Source organism: Pseudomonas sp. NMI542_15 (assembly GCF_021283425.1).
Lineage (GTDB): Bacteria > Pseudomonadota > Gammaproteobacteria > Pseudomonadales > Pseudomonadaceae > Aquipseudomonas > Aquipseudomonas fortuita.
Genome location: NZ_JAJSRO010000003.1, coordinates 1 through 15,211 on the forward strand (window position 1 = coordinate 1; position 15,211 = coordinate 15,211).

Genomic DNA, 15,211 nt, shown 5'->3' on the forward strand with positions numbered 1-15,211 from the left:
GCGCCGCCCGCGCGGCGCATCGCGACGCAAGGCCGCTCCCACATCTGTTTCGGGCCAGTCTCTCCTGTGCCTATGGCGCGCGCACCCTGGGTGCATGGCTGGAGATCGATAAAGAGCGACTGCGCCCACTTCAATACCGCATGGAACAAACAAGGCGGACAGCGGTGGCCTCACAGAATGGACTGGCCCGGAACAAATGTGGGAGCGGCCTTGCGTCGCGATGCGCCGCGCGGGCGGCGCTCGGTCTTGCAGGCGCAGAAAATGTTGTGACTAACACCTGGCCGCCTTCACGCAACCGGAAGGCAAGCCCTCACTGCTTCATGCCCAACTCGGCATCATCCATCAGTGCCTTTGCCATGGCACTCAGGTAATGGGCAGCCCATATCATCATTGGCTTCTCATCCATCAGCCCGGTAATGGTCAGTTCGCGCACATAGCCCATCAATTCCGACGACTGCTCGCGGGCATCCCTGCACGGGATACCGGGCTCGATGCGGAACAATGGATGCGTGCCGTTTTCGCCCTGGTAGGAAGTTGTCTTGCCGACGGTGAACTGGGTGTCTTCTGTTGTCATTGTTCAATCCCCTGATAATTCTCGACTGCCTGGCCTGGCCTCAGCGGGCATCTGCACCTGAACCAATGCAGACTCAAGCAAAGCCCGCAGCGCCTCCAGTTCATGCATCGTGGTCATCATCAGGATCGAAGCCGGCGACCTGGGCTGCAGCTGTATGGCGTGGTGCACCACGGTTGCGGCACACAGCGCGTGATCCGTGGCCTGGATCAGGGTGTCTTCAAGGGAATGGGCGTTAAGGGGTGGATCGGGGACTATCTTCAGCATCATGGTTCACCTAGTGATAAAGGCCACTACACACCTGCTGTCAAACAAGAGGGTGGCAGCTGTACATGGGTTGACAGACCGGTAGGCAAACCAAAACCCGGCGCACACGAAGTGCCCCATGTACAGCTGCCATAAAGGCAAAGCGATGCGGTTTGACCTAAGCGGCCTGTCAAAGCCGGTCACTGATTTGGCAGCGACCACCCGAGACTAGGGCCCGATCCAGAGCACCGCAATGGCTTGAAGGGGGTTGGGAGTATGTTTGGGAAATGGACTACATGGAATAGGTGAAAACCTAAAATGATCTGCCGAAACTGGCCGGAATGCGGTGAGGCTGGAAGGTGTTCGCCTCACCTTTTGCAGCGCCTGTGAAATCGCGCGCCGCCCGCGCGGCGCATCGCGACGCAAGGCCGCTCCCACATCTGTTTCGGGCCAGTCTCTCCTGTGCCTATGGCGCGCGCACCCTGGGTGCATGGCTGGAGATCGATAAAGAGCGACTGCACCCCCTTCAATACCGCATGGAACAACCAAGGCGGACAGCGGTGGCCTTACAGGATGGATTGGCCCGAAACAAATGTGGGAGCGGCCTTGCGTCGCGATGCGCCGCGCGGGCGGCGCTCGGTCTTGCAGGCGCAGAAAAAATCAAGGCAAGCACCTGTATGCCCCACCCGTTCTAAACCCATATCACCCAAACCTATTAACCTCCCCCCACCCCACCCGATTCCCTACACTCGCAGCATCCCGCCTCAGGACCGCCCCCATGCCCGAGACCCTGCTCAGCCCCCGCAACCTGGCCTTTGAGCTCTACGAAGTGCTCGACGCCCAAGCCCTCACCCAGCGCCCGCGCTTTGCCGAGCACAGCCGCGAAACCTTCGACGCGGCACTGGCTACCGCCCGCATCATCGCCGAAAAGTACTTCGCCCCGCACAACCGCAAGGCCGACGAAAACGAGCCGCGCTACGTGGACGGCCGCGCTGAACTGATCCCCGAGGTCAAGCCTGCCGTCGACGCATTCCTCGAAGCCGGCTTCCTCAACGCCAACCGGGACTTCGAGTTCGGCGGCATGCAACTGCCCAGCCTGGTCTCGCAGGCCTGCTTCGCTCACTTCCAGGCTGCCAACGCCGGGACCACGGCCTACCCGTTCCTGACCATGGGCGCAGCCAACCTGATCGAAAGTTTCGGCACAGAGGAACAGAAGCGTCTGTTCCTGCAGCCAATGATCGAGGGCCGCTACTTCGGCACCATGGCGCTGACCGAGCCCCACGCTGGCTCGTCTCTGGCCGACATCCGCACCCGTGCCGAACCTGCGGGCGACGGCAGCTACCGGCTCAAGGGCAACAAGATCTTCATCTCCGGTGGCGACCACGAACTGTCGGAAAACATCGTGCACATGGTGCTGGCCAAGCTGCCGGACGCACCGCCCGGGGTGAAAGGCATCTCGCTGTTCATCGTGCCCAAGTACAACGTCAACCCCGACGGCAGCCGTGGCCCGCGCAACGATGTGCTGCTGGCCGGGCTGTTCCACAAGATGGGCTGGCGCGGTACCACCTCCACCGCGCTGAACTTCGGCGACAACGACCAGTGCGTCGGCTACCTGGTCGGCCAGCCGCACCAGGGCCTGGCCTGCATGTTCCAGATGATGAACGAGGCGCGTATCGGCGTTGGCATGGGCGCGGTGATGCTCGGATACGCCGGCTACCTGTATTCGCTGGAATATGCCCGCCAACGGCCGCAAGGCCGGCTGCCGGACAACAAAGACCCGCTCAGCCCGGCGGTGCCGATCATCGCGCACACCGATGTGAAACGTATGCTGCTGGCACAGAAGGCGTACGTGGAAGGCGCCTTCGACCTGGGCCTTTACGCCGCGCGCCTGTTCGACGATACCCACACCGCCGATGACGAAACGTCCCGCACACAAGCGCAGGCGCTGCTCGACCTGCTGACCCCGATCGTCAAGTCGTGGCCCTCGACGTTCTGCCTCAAGGCCAACGAACTGGCCATCCAGATTCTCGGCGGCCACGGCTACACCCGCGAATACCCAGTGGAGCAGTACTACCGCGATAACCGCCTGAACCCGATTCACGAGGGTACCGAGGGCATCCAGTCTCTCGACTTGCTTGGGCGCAAACTGGCCCAGAACAATGGTGCCGGGCTCAAGCAACTCATTCGGCTTATGGCAGCAACTGGCGAGCGCGCCAGCCACAACCCAAACCTTGACCCCCTGCGCCAGCCGCTGGAGCAATTGGTCAACCGCCTGCAAAGCGTAACCTTGGTACTGCTCGGCGATCTGGCCAAAGGCAAAGTCGCTGACACCTTGGCCAATTCGGCCCTGTACCTCAAAGCCTTCGGTCACTGCGTGATCGGCTGGCGCTGGCTGGAGCAGGCGATTCACGCAGAGCTCGGCATGCTCAAAGGCAACACCGCCGACCGCGACTTCTATCAGGGCAAGCTGCAGGCCGCGCGTTATTTCCTGACCTGGGAAGTACCGGGCTGCCATAATGAGCTGGCATTGCTAGAGGCGCGCGACAACACTTGCCTCACCATGCAGGACGAGTGGTTCTAAGGGGGAGCCACCGTGTACACGGAGGCTTTTGCATGTTCGATTCCAGCGCCCTGCTGCGCCAGCGCTTTGCCGCGCTGCGCAGTACGGCCGAGTTGTTTTCCCTGCGCCATGTGAAACAGTCGCACCAGGCGCTGTCGGTTCGCCGCAATGTTGCCGAACCGCCGCTCTTCAGCCAGGACGAAGGCGCCATGCTCACCGCGCGGGTCAATGGCGTGGAGGCCTATGCGGCCACCGCCGACCTCTCCCAGGCTGGCCTGCAACGCGCATTGGAACAAGCCGAGGCGCTGGCCCGGCAGATTGCCCGACACAGCCTGCTGGACCTGCGCAACCAGCCGGTGACCAGCGCACGCCACGACCATATCTCGCCCAACTTCGACCAGCCCGTCCCCTCCCTCGCCGACTGCCTTGGCCTGCTCGCCGCCGAATCGGCCAGCGTGCCCAAAGACAGCCGTCTGGTGGACTGGCAGGCCAGTCTGGGCCTGAGCCTGGTGGAGCAAACCTACCTGAACTCCGCGGGCGCCGAACTGCGCCACGCACAGCGTTTCCTGTTCCCGGGGCTGGGCGTAACCGCCAGCGATGGCCAGGACAGCCAGAGCCGCAGCCTGGGCCGCGACAACTTCGGCCAGCAGGGCGGTTTCGAAATCATCGAGCGCTGCGGGCTGGTCGGCGCCGCCCGGCGGGTGGCCGACGAGGCACTGCAACTGCTGCTGGCCCCCAACACCCCCAGCGGCCCGCGCGACCTGCTGCTGATGCCCGACCAGATGATGCTGCAGATCCACGAGTCCATCGGCCACCCGCTGGAAATGGACCGCATCCTTGGCGACGAGCGCAACTACGCGGGCACCAGCTTCGTCAAAGCCAGCGACTTCGGCCACCTGCAGTACGGCTCCCGTCTGTTGAACGTGACCTTCGACCCGAGCATCGGCGAAGAACTGGCCAGCTACAGCTTTGATGATGACGGCACCCCGGCCAGCAAGCAGTTCCTGATCCGCGACGGCTTGCTGCTGCGCCCACTGGGCGGCGCGCTGTCGCAGTTCCGCTCAGGCCTGGACGGCGTGGCCAACAGCCGCGCCTGTGGCTGGAACCGTGCGCCGATCGACCGTATGGCCAACCTCAACATCGAGCCGGGTGACCAGAGCCTGCACCAGCTGATCCAGGGCATCGAGCACGGCATCCTGATGCGTACCAACCGCTCCTGGTCCATCGACGATGCGCGCAACAAGTTCCAGTTTGGCTGTGAATGGGGCCAGTTGATTGAAAACGGCGAGCTCAAAGGCATCGTCAAAAACCCCAACTACCGTGGCATCTCCGCGCAGTTCTGGCGCAACCTGTCGGCGGTCGGCGACCGCAGTACCTTCCAGGTGCTGGGCACGCCCAACTGCGGCAAGGGCGAACCCAACCAGGTGGTGCGGGTCGGCCACGCATCGCCGGCCTGTGTGTTCCGCCAGATCGATGTATTCGGAGGAGACGCCTGATGAAGCACGCTTTCGAAACCCTGGTTGCGGATGTGCGCGCCGCCCTGCAAGCAGGCGAGCAGTTCACCCTCGGCTACAGCGCAGAACAGTCGCAATTCGTGCGCTTCAATCACGCCAAGGTTCGCCAGGCCGGTGAAGTGAGCCAGGCCAGCGCGCAGCTGCGGCTGGTGCGCGATGGGCGCCAGGCGGAACAGCAGGTGACCTTGAGTGGCGACGTGCAACTGGATCGCCAGCGCCTGAGCGATGCGCTTGAGCAGCTGCGCCAGACCTTGCCGCTGCTGGCCCTCGACCCTTACCTGCGCCTGGACCAAAGCGCCTGGCACAGCCACAGCCAGCAGGAACACCCCCTGCCCGCACTGGACGAAGTACTGGCCCTGCTCGACCGTGAAGCTGGCGACCTGGACCTGGTCGGCATCTACGCCGCCGGCCCGATCTGCCGGGGCTTTGCCAGTTCCTTCGGGGCCTTTGGCTGGCACCAGGCCAACAGCTTCAACTTTGACTGGAGCCTGTTCCACGAAAACGGCCAGGCGGTGAAGGCCAACTGTGCCGGCCAGCTGTGGAGCGTCGACGACTTCATCGCACGCTTGCGCCAGGCACGTGAACAACTGGGGTTCCTAGGTCGCACGGCGGTCACCCTCAAGCCCGGCAGCTACCGCGCCTACCTGGCGCCTGCGGCCATGGACGAAATTGCCGGCATGCTGTGCTGGGGCGGGTTTTCCGCGCAGGCCCTCGCCACCGGCAACAGCGCCTTGCAGCGCCTGTACAACGGCGATGCACGGTTAAGCCCGCTGGTGAGCTTCACCGAACAGGTCAGCGGCTCGCTGAGCCCGGCGTTTTCCGATGAAGGAGCGCCACGCCTGGATGTGCCGTTGATCCAGCAAGGCGCAGCGCTGCAACGCTTGGTCAGTGCGCGCAGTGCGGCCGAGTTCGAACTGCAGGCCAACGGTGCCGACAGCTACGAGTCGCCCTGCGCGCTCAGCCTGGCGCCTGGCAACCTGGCCAGCGAACAGATCCTTGAGCGGCTAGGCACCGGGCTGTACATCAGCAACCTGTGGTACCTGAACTACTCTGACCTGCCGGCAGCGCGGATGACCGGGCTGACCCGCTTCGCGACCTTCTGGGTGGAAAACGGGCAGATCCAGGGGCCGGTGAGCACCATGCGCTTCGATGACAGCCTGTACAGCCTGCTGGGTAGCCAGCTGGAGGACCTGACCCGGGAGCGCGAGATGATCTTGTCGACCAGCACCTATGGGCAGCGCAGCACCGGGTCGAGTCATTTACCCGGGGCACTGGTCAAAGGCCTGACCCTGACATTGTGATTGGCATTACCGACCCTTTCGCGGGGCAAGCCCGCTTCCACAGAGATCTCACCACATCAGAGGGCAGTGGAGATCTTGTGGGAGCGGGCTTGCCCCGCGAAGAGGCCGGCACAGACAAAAGAGGACGTCATGCCTGAGCGCACCCCGCTGGACCCCGTCACCGCCCGCTGGATCCCCTGGGTGGTAGCCATCGCTTTCTTCATGCAATCCCTGGACGGCACCATCCTCAACACTGCGCTGCCGGCCATGGCCCGTTCACTCGCTGAAGACCCGCTGCGCATGCAGGGTGTGATCATCGCCTACATGCTCACGGTGGCCCTGCTGATCCCCGCCTCGGGCTGGATTGCAGACCGCTTTGGCACCAAGCGCATCTTCTTCAGCGCCATCTTGCTGTTCAGCTTCGGCTCGCTGCTGTGCGCCGCCGCCAACAGCCTCGGTTTTCTGATCTTCGCCCGCGTCGTGCAGGGCCTGGGCGGTGCGCTGATGCTGCCGGTCGGGCGGCTGGTGGTGCTGCGCGCCTACCCGCGCAGCGAGCTGGTGCGGATCATGAGCTTCATCACCATCCCAGGCCTGCTCGGGCCATTGCTAGGGCCAACCGTCGGCGGCTGGCTGGTGGAAATCCTCAGCTGGCACTGGATCTTCCTGCTCAACCTGCCAGTAGGGCTGATCGGCTGCATTGCCGTGTGGAAGTTCATCCCGGACCTGCGCGGCGCGGAGCGAACCTCGTTCGACGGCCCTGGATTCCTGCTGTTTGGCGCAGCCATGGTACTCATCACCATCGCCATGGAAGGCCTGGGCGAATTGCACCTGCCGCACCTGCGGGTGATGTTGTTGCTGTTCGCCGGCATGGCCTGCCTGGCCGCCTACTGGCTGCGTGCCGGGCGCGACCCCGAGCCGCTGTTCTCGCCCAGCCTGTTCCGCGTGCGCACCTTCGCCATCGGGATCCTCGGCAACCTGTTCGCTCGCCTGGGTAGCGGCGCCCTGCCGTTCCTCGTGCCGTTGCTGCTGCAGGTGGCGCTGGGGTACTCGCCGGCGCAGGCCGGCATGAGCATGATCCCGCTGGCAGCGGCGGCCATGCTGGCCAAGTCGATTGCCCGGCCGCTGATCGAACGGTTCGGTTATCGCATCATTCTCACTGGCAACACGTTGCTGCTGGGGGTGCTGCTGGCAAGCCTGGGGCTGGTGGACGAGCAGACGCCCTATTGGCTGCTGCTGGTACAACTTGGCCTTCTGGGCGCGGTGAACTCCATGCAGTTCACCGCGATGAACACGGTTACCCTGATCGACCTCGACGACGCCAGCGCCAGCAGTGGCAACAGCCTGCTGTCAGTAGTCGCACAGTTGGCGCTGAGCTTGGGCGTAGCCTGTGCCGGCGCCCTGCTGGGCGGCTTTACCGCAGCGGGCAGTGCCGAAGGCGTGGAGACCACCCTCGGCGCCTTCCAGCTGACGTTTGTCACCATTGGCATAATGGCGATGCTGGCGGCAGCGATCTTCCTGCAACTGGCGCCGACGGACGGAAGGCGTGCCCGTCGTCCGGAACAACACATGGAACCGTAGGGCGAATGGCCACGAGGCTGGTAGACTGTGCGGCATTTTTTCGCTTCGCAACGCAGGCCCGCCTCGTGACCACCGAATCCACCGCCTTTGCCACTTTGCCGTTGTCCGCCGCCATGCTGGCGAACCTGGACGCCCTCGGCTATGCCTCGATGACGCCGATCCAGGCCCAAAGCCTGCCCGTCATCCTCAAGGGTCAGGACCTGATCGCCCAGGCCAAGACCGGCAGCGGCAAGACCGCCGCCTTCGGCATCGGCCTGCTCAACCCGATCAACCCGCGCTACTTCGGCTGCCAGGCGCTGGTGCTGTGCCCTACCCGCGAGCTCGCCGACCAGGTGGCCAAAGAGCTGCGCCGCCTGGCCCGCGCCGAGGACAACATCAAGATCCTGACCCTGTGCGGTGGCGTTTCGCTGGGCCCGCAGATCGCTTCGCTGGAGCACGGTGCGCACATCATCGTCGGCACCCCGGGGCGCATCCAGCAGCACCTGGACAAAGGCACCCTGGTGCTCGACGGCCTGAACACGCTGGTGCTGGACGAAGCCGACCGCATGCTCGACATGGGTTTCTTCGACGCCATCGCCAGCATCATCGGCAAGACCCCATCGCGCCGCCAGACCCTGCTGTTCTCGGCCACCTACCCGTCCGGCATCAAGCAGCTGGCCGCCGACTTCATGCGCAACCCGCAACAGGTCAAGGTCGAGAGCCTGCACACCGACAACCAGATCGAACAGAGCTTCATCGAGATCGACCCACAGCACCGCCTTGAAGCCGTCACCCGTGTGCTCGGCCACTACCGCCCGCAATCCTGCGTGGCGTTCTGCTTCACCAAGCAGCAGTGCGAGGACGTGGTTGCCCACCTGACGGCCAAGGGCATCGTCGCCCAAGCCTTGCACGGTGACCTGGAGCAGCGCGACCGTGACCAGGTACTGGCCATGTTCGCCAACCGCAGCAGCTCGGTGCTGGTGGCCACCGACGTGGCCGCACGCGGCCTGGACATCGATGGCCTGGACATGGTCATTAACGTGGAACTGGCGCGTGATGCGGAAATCCACGTGCACCGCGTGGGCCGTACAGGCCGTGCCGGCGAGAAAGGTGTTGCGGTCAGCCTGGTGGCGCCAGCCGAAGGCCACCGTGCCCAGGCCATCGAAGACCTGCAGAAAAGCCCGCTGCGCTGGGACTCGCTGGACAGCTTGAAGAACAAGGGCGGTGAACCGCTGCTGCCCGTGATGACCACGCTGTGCATTGCCGCAGGCCGCAAGGACAAACTGCGCCCTGGGGATATTCTTGGTGCGCTGACCGGTGATGCCGGCATCCCGGGCAAGCAGGTGGGCAAGATTGCCATCTTCGACTTCCAGGCGTTTGTTGCCGTCGAGCGCGCCCTGGCCAAGCAGGCCATGCAGCGGCTGAACAGCGGCAAGATCAAGGGCCGCGCCCTGAAAGTCCGTATTCTCTAAAATTCGGCAAGGTCCCTGTGGGCGCTCCGATTAACCCGCTTCCACAGGGTTCAGCATTTCAAATCTGAAGGTTCATACCGTGCACTCCACCGACGTGATCATCCTCGGCGCCGGCGCCGCAGGCCTGATGTGCGCCCAGCTCAGCGCCCGCCGTGGCCGCCGGGTGCTGCTGCTCGACCACGCCAACAAGCCCGGCAAAAAAATTCTCATGTCCGGCGGCGGCCGCTGCAATTTCACCAACATGTACACCGAGCCAGCCAACTTTCTGTCGCACAACGCGCACTTCTGCAAGTCGGCCCTGGCCCGCTACACCCAGTGGGACTTCATCGAACTGGTGTGCAAGCATGGCGTTGCGTATCACGAGAAGAAACTCGGCCAGCTGTTCTGCGACAACAAGGCCAGCGACATCCTCGACATGCTGCTGGCCGAATGCGACGAGGCCGGCGCCGAGATCCGCATGCACACCAGCATCGAACACATCGAGAAGACCGAAAGCGGCTACCTGCTGCAGACCAGCGGCGGCCAGTTCGCCTGCCAGTCACTGGTGATCGCCACCGGCGGCCTGTCGATCCCGACCCTGGGCGCCACCGGCTTCGGCTACCAGGTGGCGCGCCAGTTTGGCCACACCCTGCTGCCAACCCGCGCCGGGCTGGTGCCGTTCACCATCACCGAGCCCCAACTCAAGGCACTGTGCACCGAGTTGTCCGGCACCTCGCTGGACTGCACCGCCAGCTGCAACGGCACCAGCTTCCGCGAGAACCTGCTGTTCACCCACCGCGGGCTGAGCGGCCCGGCGATCTTGCAGATTTCGTCGTTCTGGGAAGCCGGTGACACGGTCGAGATCAACCTGCTGCCGGACCGCGATGCGCTGACCTGGCTGCAACAGATGCAGGCCGAACGTGCCAATGCCGAGCTGAAGACCGTGCTGGGCGAGGTATTCACCCGCAAGCTGGCCAACCTGCTGGCCGAGCAATGGTTCGAGTCCAGGCCGATGAAGCAGTACACCCCTGCGGAACTGGCACAGATCGCCGAAAAACTGGCGAACTGGCAAGTGGTGCCGGCCGGCACCGAAGGCTACCGCACCGCCGAAGTGACCCTGGGCGGCGTGGATACCCGCGAGGTGTCGTCCAAGACCATGGAATCGCTGAAAAGCCCCGGGCTGTATTTCATCGGGGAAGTGCTGGATGTCACTGGCCACCTGGGTGGCTTCAACTTCCAGTGGGCGTGGGCGTCGGCCAACGCCGCAGCGCAGTTCGTGTAGAGTAGAATCCATTCAGCAGCACGGAACGCTTCTTGCTGGCCCGTGCTTGGAGCCGTTACTGGGGCCGCTGCGCGCCCCAATAACCGGCCCTGAAAGGTATTCTTCTGATCACTGCCTAGCAGGCCATCATGTCATCGAGCTCGTTCCGTCAGTCACTGCGTCGCCTGTGGGGCCAAGACAAGTTCAGCTACAGCATCCGGGTCACCATCGCCCTCACCGGCAGCCTGGCCCTGTGCTGGTACCAGAACGAGATGGCCCTGCTGATTCCGCTGTTCCTCGGCATTATCGCCAGCGCCCTGGCCGAAACCGACGATAGCTGGCAGGGCCGCCTCAGCGCCCTGGCCGTTACATTGGTGTGTTTCGCCATCGCTGCACTGGCGGTCGAGTTGCTGTTCCCCTACCCCTGGATCTTTGCCGTCGCCCTGGCCTTGGCGGCGTTTGGCCTGACCATGCTCGGCGCCTTGGGCGAGCGCTATGGTGCGATTGCCTCGGCGACACTGATCACGGCGGTTTACACCATGATCGGGGTGGACCAGCGCGGTGGCCAAGTCACGGACTTCTGGCACGAACCGCTGCTGCTGGTGGCTGGGGCGGCCTGGTACGGGCTGCTTTCGGTACTGTGGCAGGCACTGTTTTCCAACCAGCCTGTGCAGCAGAGCCTGGCCAAGCTGTTCTTCGAACTGGGCAGTTACCTCAAGCTCAAGGCCAGCCTGTTCGAGCCCATCCGCACCCTCGACGTCGAGGCCAGGCGCCTGGAGCTGGCCCAGCAGAACGGCAAGGTGGTGGCAGCGCTCAACGCAGCCAAGGAGATCATCCTGCACCGGGTGGGCAACAGCCAGCCAAACTCCAAGGTCAGCCGCTACCTCAAGCTGTACTTCCTGGCCCAGGACATTCACGAGCGGGTCAGTGCCTCGCACTACCCCTACAACGGCCTGACCGAGGCGTTTTTCCACAGCGACGTGATGTTCCGCTGCCAGCGCCTGCTGCGTAAACAAGGCTCGTCCTGCCAGGAGCTGGCCCGCTCGATCCGCCTGCGCCAGCCGTTTGTGCTGGCCAGTGGTTACCCAGAAGCCCTCGAAGACCTCAACGCTTCGCTGGAGCACCTGCGCCTCCAGAACAACCCGGCCTGGCGCAGCCTTTTGCGCTCGCTGCGGGCGCTGGCCGCCAACCTGGCAACACTGGACCGCCTGCTGAGCGCCGCCAGCAACCCGGACAGCCTGGCCGATGCCAGCGACAGCAGCCTGCTCGACCGCTCGCCTCGCTCGCTGAAAGACGTATGGACACGCCTGCGCACCCAGCTCACGCCGACCTCGCTGTTGTTCCGCCATGCCCTGCGCCTGCCGCTGGCGCTGTCGATCGGCTACGGCATGGTGCACCTGATTCACCCGACCCAGGGCTACTGGATCATCCTGACCACGCTGTTCGTGTGCCAGCCCAACTACGGGGCAACCCGGCGCAAACTGGTGCAGCGAATTTTCGGCACCGCCGTCGGCCTGACAGTGGGCTGGGCCTTGTTCGACCTGTTCCCCAACCCGGTCATCCAGTCTTTGTTCGCCGTGGTCGCCGGGGTGGTGTTCTTCGTCAACCGCACCACCCGCTACACCTTGGCCACGGCCGCGATCACCTTGATGGTGCTGTTCTGCTTCAATCAGATCGGCGATGGCTATGGGCTGTTCCTGCCACGCTTGTTCGATACCCTGGTGGGCAGCCTGATCGCCATTCTGGCGGTGTTCCTGTTCCTGCCTGACTGGCAAGGACGACGGTTGAACAAGGCACTGGCCAATACCCTGGCCTGCGCCAGCGTGTACCTGCGCCAGATCATGCAGCAGTATGCCCATGGCAAGCGGGACGACCTGGCCTACCGCCTGGCCCGGCGCAATGCCCATAACGCCGACGCGGCGCTGTCCACTACCCTGGCCAACATGCTGATGGAGCCAGGGCATTTCCGAAAGGAGGCCGACGTTGGCTTCCGCTTCCTGGTGTTGTCGCACACCTTGCTCAGCTACCTCTCGGGGCTGGGCGCGCACCGCGACACGGCCTTGCCGGCAGAGGTGCAGGAGCAGTTGATCGAAGGCGCCGGGCAAAGCCTGGCCAGCAGCCTGGACGAGATTGCCAACGGCCTGGCCGCGCGGTTACCGGTGGCCATTCACAGCGATGCTGAAGAGGCGCTGGCCAATGCACTGGAGCAGATGCCTGAAGAGCTGGATGAACATCAGCGGTTGGTGCAGACACAGTTGGCGTTGATTTGCCGACAGTTGGGGCCGTTGCGGACCTTGGCGGCACACCTGATCAAGGAAGGTGCTCCGGCCTGATTTTAGGGTGCCTGTGATTGCCTCTTCGCGGGTAAACCCGCTCCCACAGGGACTTCACAGGGCTTGAGACATATGGAGTGCCCGCGAAGAGGCCGGCACAGGCGATACAGATCAGAAGCCATGCTGGCGCATTAGCCGGGCATAGCTGCCATCGGCCTTCATCGCCGCAATCGCCTGCTCGAAGCGCTCGACGATGCGCTTATGTTCCGGGTGCTTCAGGCTCACCAGAATATGCAGGGTGTTCTCCCCTAGCGGCGGCTCGACCAGCATCACCCCATCACGCACTTCCTGCGGCTCACGCTGCAGGTTGTAGCGGGCCACATACTCGTCTTCCACCGCCAGGTTCACCCGCCCTGCCGCCAGCATTCGCACCGCCGATGAAAAGTTGCGCACCGGCACCTTGTGCAGGCGGGTATCGCCGTCAAATTCCGGCGAGTAGGCGTAATCACGCACCACGGCGATGCTGTAGGCGTACAAATCCGACTGGCGCTTGTAGTGGAATGTCTCACCCTTGCGTTGCAACAGATGAATACGGTTAGTCAGGTAAGCGTTGGAAAACTGCCCGATGTTGGCGCGTGAGTCGTTGTACCAGGCATTGATCAGTACGTCGTAGCGCCCCTCACCTACCCCCAGCAGCGCCCGCGCCCAGGGCGCCTCTTCATAGCCGCTGGTGTAGCCGGCACGGGCCAGCGCCGTGGTGACGATGCTGGTCGCCAGGCCGCCGCCCGGCATATTGGCATCAGTAAACGGTGGCCAGCTATCAGCCACCAGGCGCAGCTTGCCGTGACCCGGTGCGGGGGTTGCCAGCATCATTGCCAGTAACCCCAGAACACAAAGCAGTGGCCGCATGCTCACGTCCTTTCGTTATGGAGGGCACACACTGCCGACGAGATTACACAAAGCTGCCGCCGAGGGCAGCCGCCAATAGTGTCATTTAGCCTCTATTTTGGCCGAAGGGCATAGACCATGCGATGATCGAAGGCCCACTCAAGGAGTTCGCGCCAATGTCCGTCGACTGGCTCTGCAAGCACCACACCGACCTCGGCAAAGACCAGCTGTACGCCATTCTGCAATTGCGCACGGAAGTGCTCGTGGTGGAGCAGCGCTGCGCCTATCAGGAAGTCGATGGCCAGGACCTTACGGACGATACCCTGCACCTCATGGCCTGGCAGGATGACAAGCTGGTGGCGTACCTGCGCCTGCTCGATCCGCAGTCCCAAGGCGGGGATGTGGTGATCGGGCGAGTGGTGACTTCACCTGCGGCACGCGAGTCAGGTCTTGAAGAACAGCTGCTGCTCAAAGGGCTAGAGGCAGCGGAGCATTGCTGGCCGGGGGTGCCGGTCTACCTGTCGGCGCAGACGCATTTGCAGGCGTTTTATGCCAGCCATGGGTTTGCGGTGGTGGGCGAGGAACATCTTGAAGATGACATCCCGCACATCGGGATGCGCAAAGGCTGACATTGCCAGGGGTGCTTTGCACCCCTTGCGTCGGCAAGCCAGCTCCCACAGGTTCCGCGCAGGCCCCAGAGACACGCCTTATCTGTGGGAGCTGGCTTGCCGGCGATGAGGCCAGTACAGACGCCAGAAATCTCAGGGGTAACCCAGCACTTCGCGGATCTGGCGCAAGTGGCGGATGATCCACTGCTTGTCGATCGCCCCCCAGTCATGAATGCGGTAATGCCCGGCGTGGTTGCGTGCACCTTCCAGCTGTTCGAACTCGCAGACGATGTCCAGGTCGGCCAGCGCGGCGATGGTGTCCTGGGCCGTGCGCCGTGGCATGCCGGTAGCCTCCATCAGGGCGGGCACGCTGGTCGCGGTCTGGCTGTCAATCAGCCAGGCGACGTACAGGCGACGGTAGAAGCTGCTCTTGGTCTTGCTCACTTCCATGCTGCGTGGTCCTTAGCAGTTGCCCGGCAGCTCCCGATAGGTCAGGTAGACGCGCAGGTCGAATTCCAGTTGGTGGTAGTCCGGCTCCATGTGCTGGCAGAGCTGGTAGAACGCCTTGTTGTGATCGCGCTCGCGCAGGTGCGCCAGTTCGTGCACCACGATCATGCGCAAGAACTGCGGCGCAGCCTCCTTGAATAGCGAGGCAATGCGGATTTCCTTCTTCGCCTTGAGCTTGCCGCCCTGCACCCGCGACACTGCCGTGTTCAGGCCCAAGGCCCGGTGGGTCAGGTCGAGACGGTTGTCGAACAGCACCTTGTCGAGGTTCGGCGCACTGCGCAGGTACTGCTGGCGCAGATCCTGGGCATAGCCATACAGCGCCTTGTCGCTTTGCACATCATGGCGGTCGGGGTAGCGGCGCTGCAGGTAGTCACCCAGGCGGTCGCTGTCGATCATCTGCCGCACCTGCTCTTGCAGGTGCGGAGGGTAGGCTTGCAGATAACGTAATACGGTCATGGCGCTGCATTCGGCGTAACGAATGCCGATTCTAGCCAA

13 protein-coding genes are annotated in these 15,211 nt (G+C 63.6%); 8 read left to right on the forward strand and 5 right to left on the reverse strand.

Annotation, left to right across the window (positions count from 1 at the left end; translation table 11 throughout):
- Positions 1-310: 310 nt before the first annotated feature.
- Both LU684_RS06055 and LU684_RS06060 read right to left on the reverse strand, forming a co-directional pair.
- Positions 311-574: a DUF3077 domain-containing protein gene (locus LU684_RS06055; RefSeq protein WP_144175243.1), complete on the reverse strand. Its 264-nt coding sequence runs from the start codon at positions 572-574 to the stop codon at positions 311-313.
- Between the two features lie 3 nt (positions 575-577).
- Complete coding sequence (locus LU684_RS06060; RefSeq protein WP_024717357.1) at positions 578-838, reverse strand: hypothetical protein; 261 nt, start codon at positions 836-838, stop codon at positions 578-580.
- A gap of 757 nt (positions 839-1,595) precedes the next feature.
- On the opposite strand from LU684_RS06060, the gene LU684_RS06065 reads away from it, so the two are divergent.
- From LU684_RS06065 to yccS, 7 genes are all read left to right on the forward strand, one after another.
- Positions 1,596-3,398 carry an acyl-CoA dehydrogenase gene (locus tag LU684_RS06065; RefSeq protein WP_232894261.1) on the forward strand — a complete coding sequence of 601 codons (1,803 nt, stop codon included), beginning with the start codon at positions 1,596-1,598 and terminating at the stop codon, positions 3,396-3,398.
- A gap of 32 nt (positions 3,399-3,430) precedes the next feature.
- A complete protein-coding gene (locus LU684_RS06070; RefSeq protein WP_210667760.1) occupies positions 3,431-4,873 on the forward strand; it encodes a TldD/PmbA family protein in 1,443 nt (480 codons plus the stop codon).
- On the forward strand, positions 4,873-6,192 hold the full coding sequence (locus tag LU684_RS06075) for a TldD/PmbA family protein (protein WP_232894262.1): 1,320 nt from the start codon (positions 4,873-4,875) through the stop codon (positions 6,190-6,192). The genes LU684_RS06070 and LU684_RS06075 overlap by 1 nt, the downstream gene beginning before the upstream one ends.
- A gap of 129 nt (positions 6,193-6,321) precedes the next feature.
- Positions 6,322-7,749 carry a multidrug transporter subunit MdtD gene (gene mdtD, locus LU684_RS06080; RefSeq protein WP_016489500.1) on the forward strand — a complete coding sequence of 476 codons (1,428 nt, stop codon included), beginning with the start codon at positions 6,322-6,324 and terminating at the stop codon, positions 7,747-7,749.
- Between the two features lie 113 nt (positions 7,750-7,862).
- The gene (gene dbpA, locus LU684_RS06085; protein WP_231995348.1) at positions 7,863-9,200 is read left to right on the forward strand and encodes an ATP-dependent RNA helicase DbpA; all 1,338 of its coding nucleotides are present in this window, start codon (positions 7,863-7,865) and stop codon (positions 9,198-9,200) included.
- Positions 9,201-9,279: 79 nt separating this feature from the next.
- Complete coding sequence (locus LU684_RS06090; RefSeq protein WP_016489502.1) at positions 9,280-10,461, forward strand: NAD(P)/FAD-dependent oxidoreductase; 1,182 nt, start codon at positions 9,280-9,282, stop codon at positions 10,459-10,461.
- A 128-nt stretch (positions 10,462-10,589) separates the two neighbouring features.
- Complete coding sequence (yccS, locus tag LU684_RS06095; RefSeq protein ID WP_016489503.1) at positions 10,590-12,773, forward strand: YccS family putative transporter; 2,184 nt, start codon at positions 10,590-10,592, stop codon at positions 12,771-12,773.
- A 111-nt stretch (positions 12,774-12,884) separates the two neighbouring features.
- On the opposite strand, the gene LU684_RS06100 is transcribed toward yccS, so the two are convergent.
- Positions 12,885-13,622 carry a substrate-binding periplasmic protein gene (locus tag LU684_RS06100; protein ID WP_016489504.1) on the reverse strand — a complete coding sequence of 246 codons (738 nt, stop codon included), beginning with the start codon at positions 13,620-13,622 and terminating at the stop codon, positions 12,885-12,887.
- 155 nt (positions 13,623-13,777) lie between these two features.
- Here LU684_RS06100 and LU684_RS06105 point away from each other — a divergent pair, with 155 nt between their 5' ends.
- Positions 13,778-14,230 carry a GNAT family N-acetyltransferase gene (locus tag LU684_RS06105; RefSeq protein WP_024717355.1) on the forward strand — a complete coding sequence of 151 codons (453 nt, stop codon included), beginning with the start codon at positions 13,778-13,780 and terminating at the stop codon, positions 14,228-14,230.
- Between the two features lie 132 nt (positions 14,231-14,362).
- Here the strand turns inward: LU684_RS06105 and LU684_RS06110 are convergent, their stop codons facing one another.
- Entirely contained in the window at positions 14,363-14,659 is a 297-nt protein-coding gene (locus tag LU684_RS06110) for a winged helix-turn-helix domain-containing protein (RefSeq protein ID WP_016489506.1), read from the reverse strand.
- Between the two features lie 12 nt (positions 14,660-14,671).
- Complete coding sequence (locus tag LU684_RS06115; protein ID WP_031311603.1) at positions 14,672-15,172, reverse strand: M48 metallopeptidase family protein; 501 nt, start codon at positions 15,170-15,172, stop codon at positions 14,672-14,674.
- Positions 15,173-15,211 lie beyond the last annotated feature (39 nt).

Excerpts from the sequence above, each read along its gene's own strand:
- LU684_RS06075 (WP_232894262.1), top strand. The coding sequence starts at position 4,873 with ATGAAGCACGCTTTCGAAACCCTGGTTGCGGATGTGCGCGCCGCCCTG.
- LU684_RS06060 (WP_024717357.1), bottom strand. The coding sequence starts at position 838 with ATGCTGAAGATAGTCCCCGATCCACCCCTTAACGCCCATTCCCTTGAA.
- LU684_RS06100 (WP_016489504.1), bottom strand. The coding sequence starts at position 13,622 with ATGCGGCCACTGCTTTGTGTTCTGGGGTTACTGGCAATGATGCTGGCA.
- LU684_RS06070 (WP_210667760.1), top strand. The coding sequence starts at position 3,431 with ATGTTCGATTCCAGCGCCCTGCTGCGCCAGCGCTTTGCCGCGCTGCGC.
- yccS (WP_016489503.1), top strand. The coding sequence starts at position 10,590 with ATGTCATCGAGCTCGTTCCGTCAGTCACTGCGTCGCCTGTGGGGCCAA.
- LU684_RS06115 (WP_031311603.1), bottom strand. The coding sequence starts at position 15,172 with ATGACCGTATTACGTTATCTGCAAGCCTACCCTCCGCACCTGCAAGAG.
- mdtD (WP_016489500.1), top strand. The coding sequence starts at position 6,322 with ATGCCTGAGCGCACCCCGCTGGACCCCGTCACCGCCCGCTGGATCCCC.
- LU684_RS06065 (WP_232894261.1), top strand. The coding sequence starts at position 1,596 with ATGCCCGAGACCCTGCTCAGCCCCCGCAACCTGGCCTTTGAGCTCTAC.
- LU684_RS06055 (WP_144175243.1), bottom strand. The coding sequence starts at position 574 with ATGACAACAGAAGACACCCAGTTCACCGTCGGCAAGACAACTTCCTAC.
- LU684_RS06110 (WP_016489506.1), bottom strand. The coding sequence starts at position 14,659 with ATGGAAGTGAGCAAGACCAAGAGCAGCTTCTACCGTCGCCTGTACGTC.
- dbpA (WP_231995348.1), top strand. The coding sequence starts at position 7,863 with ATGCTGGCGAACCTGGACGCCCTCGGCTATGCCTCGATGACGCCGATC.
- LU684_RS06105 (WP_024717355.1), top strand. The coding sequence starts at position 13,778 with ATGTCCGTCGACTGGCTCTGCAAGCACCACACCGACCTCGGCAAAGAC.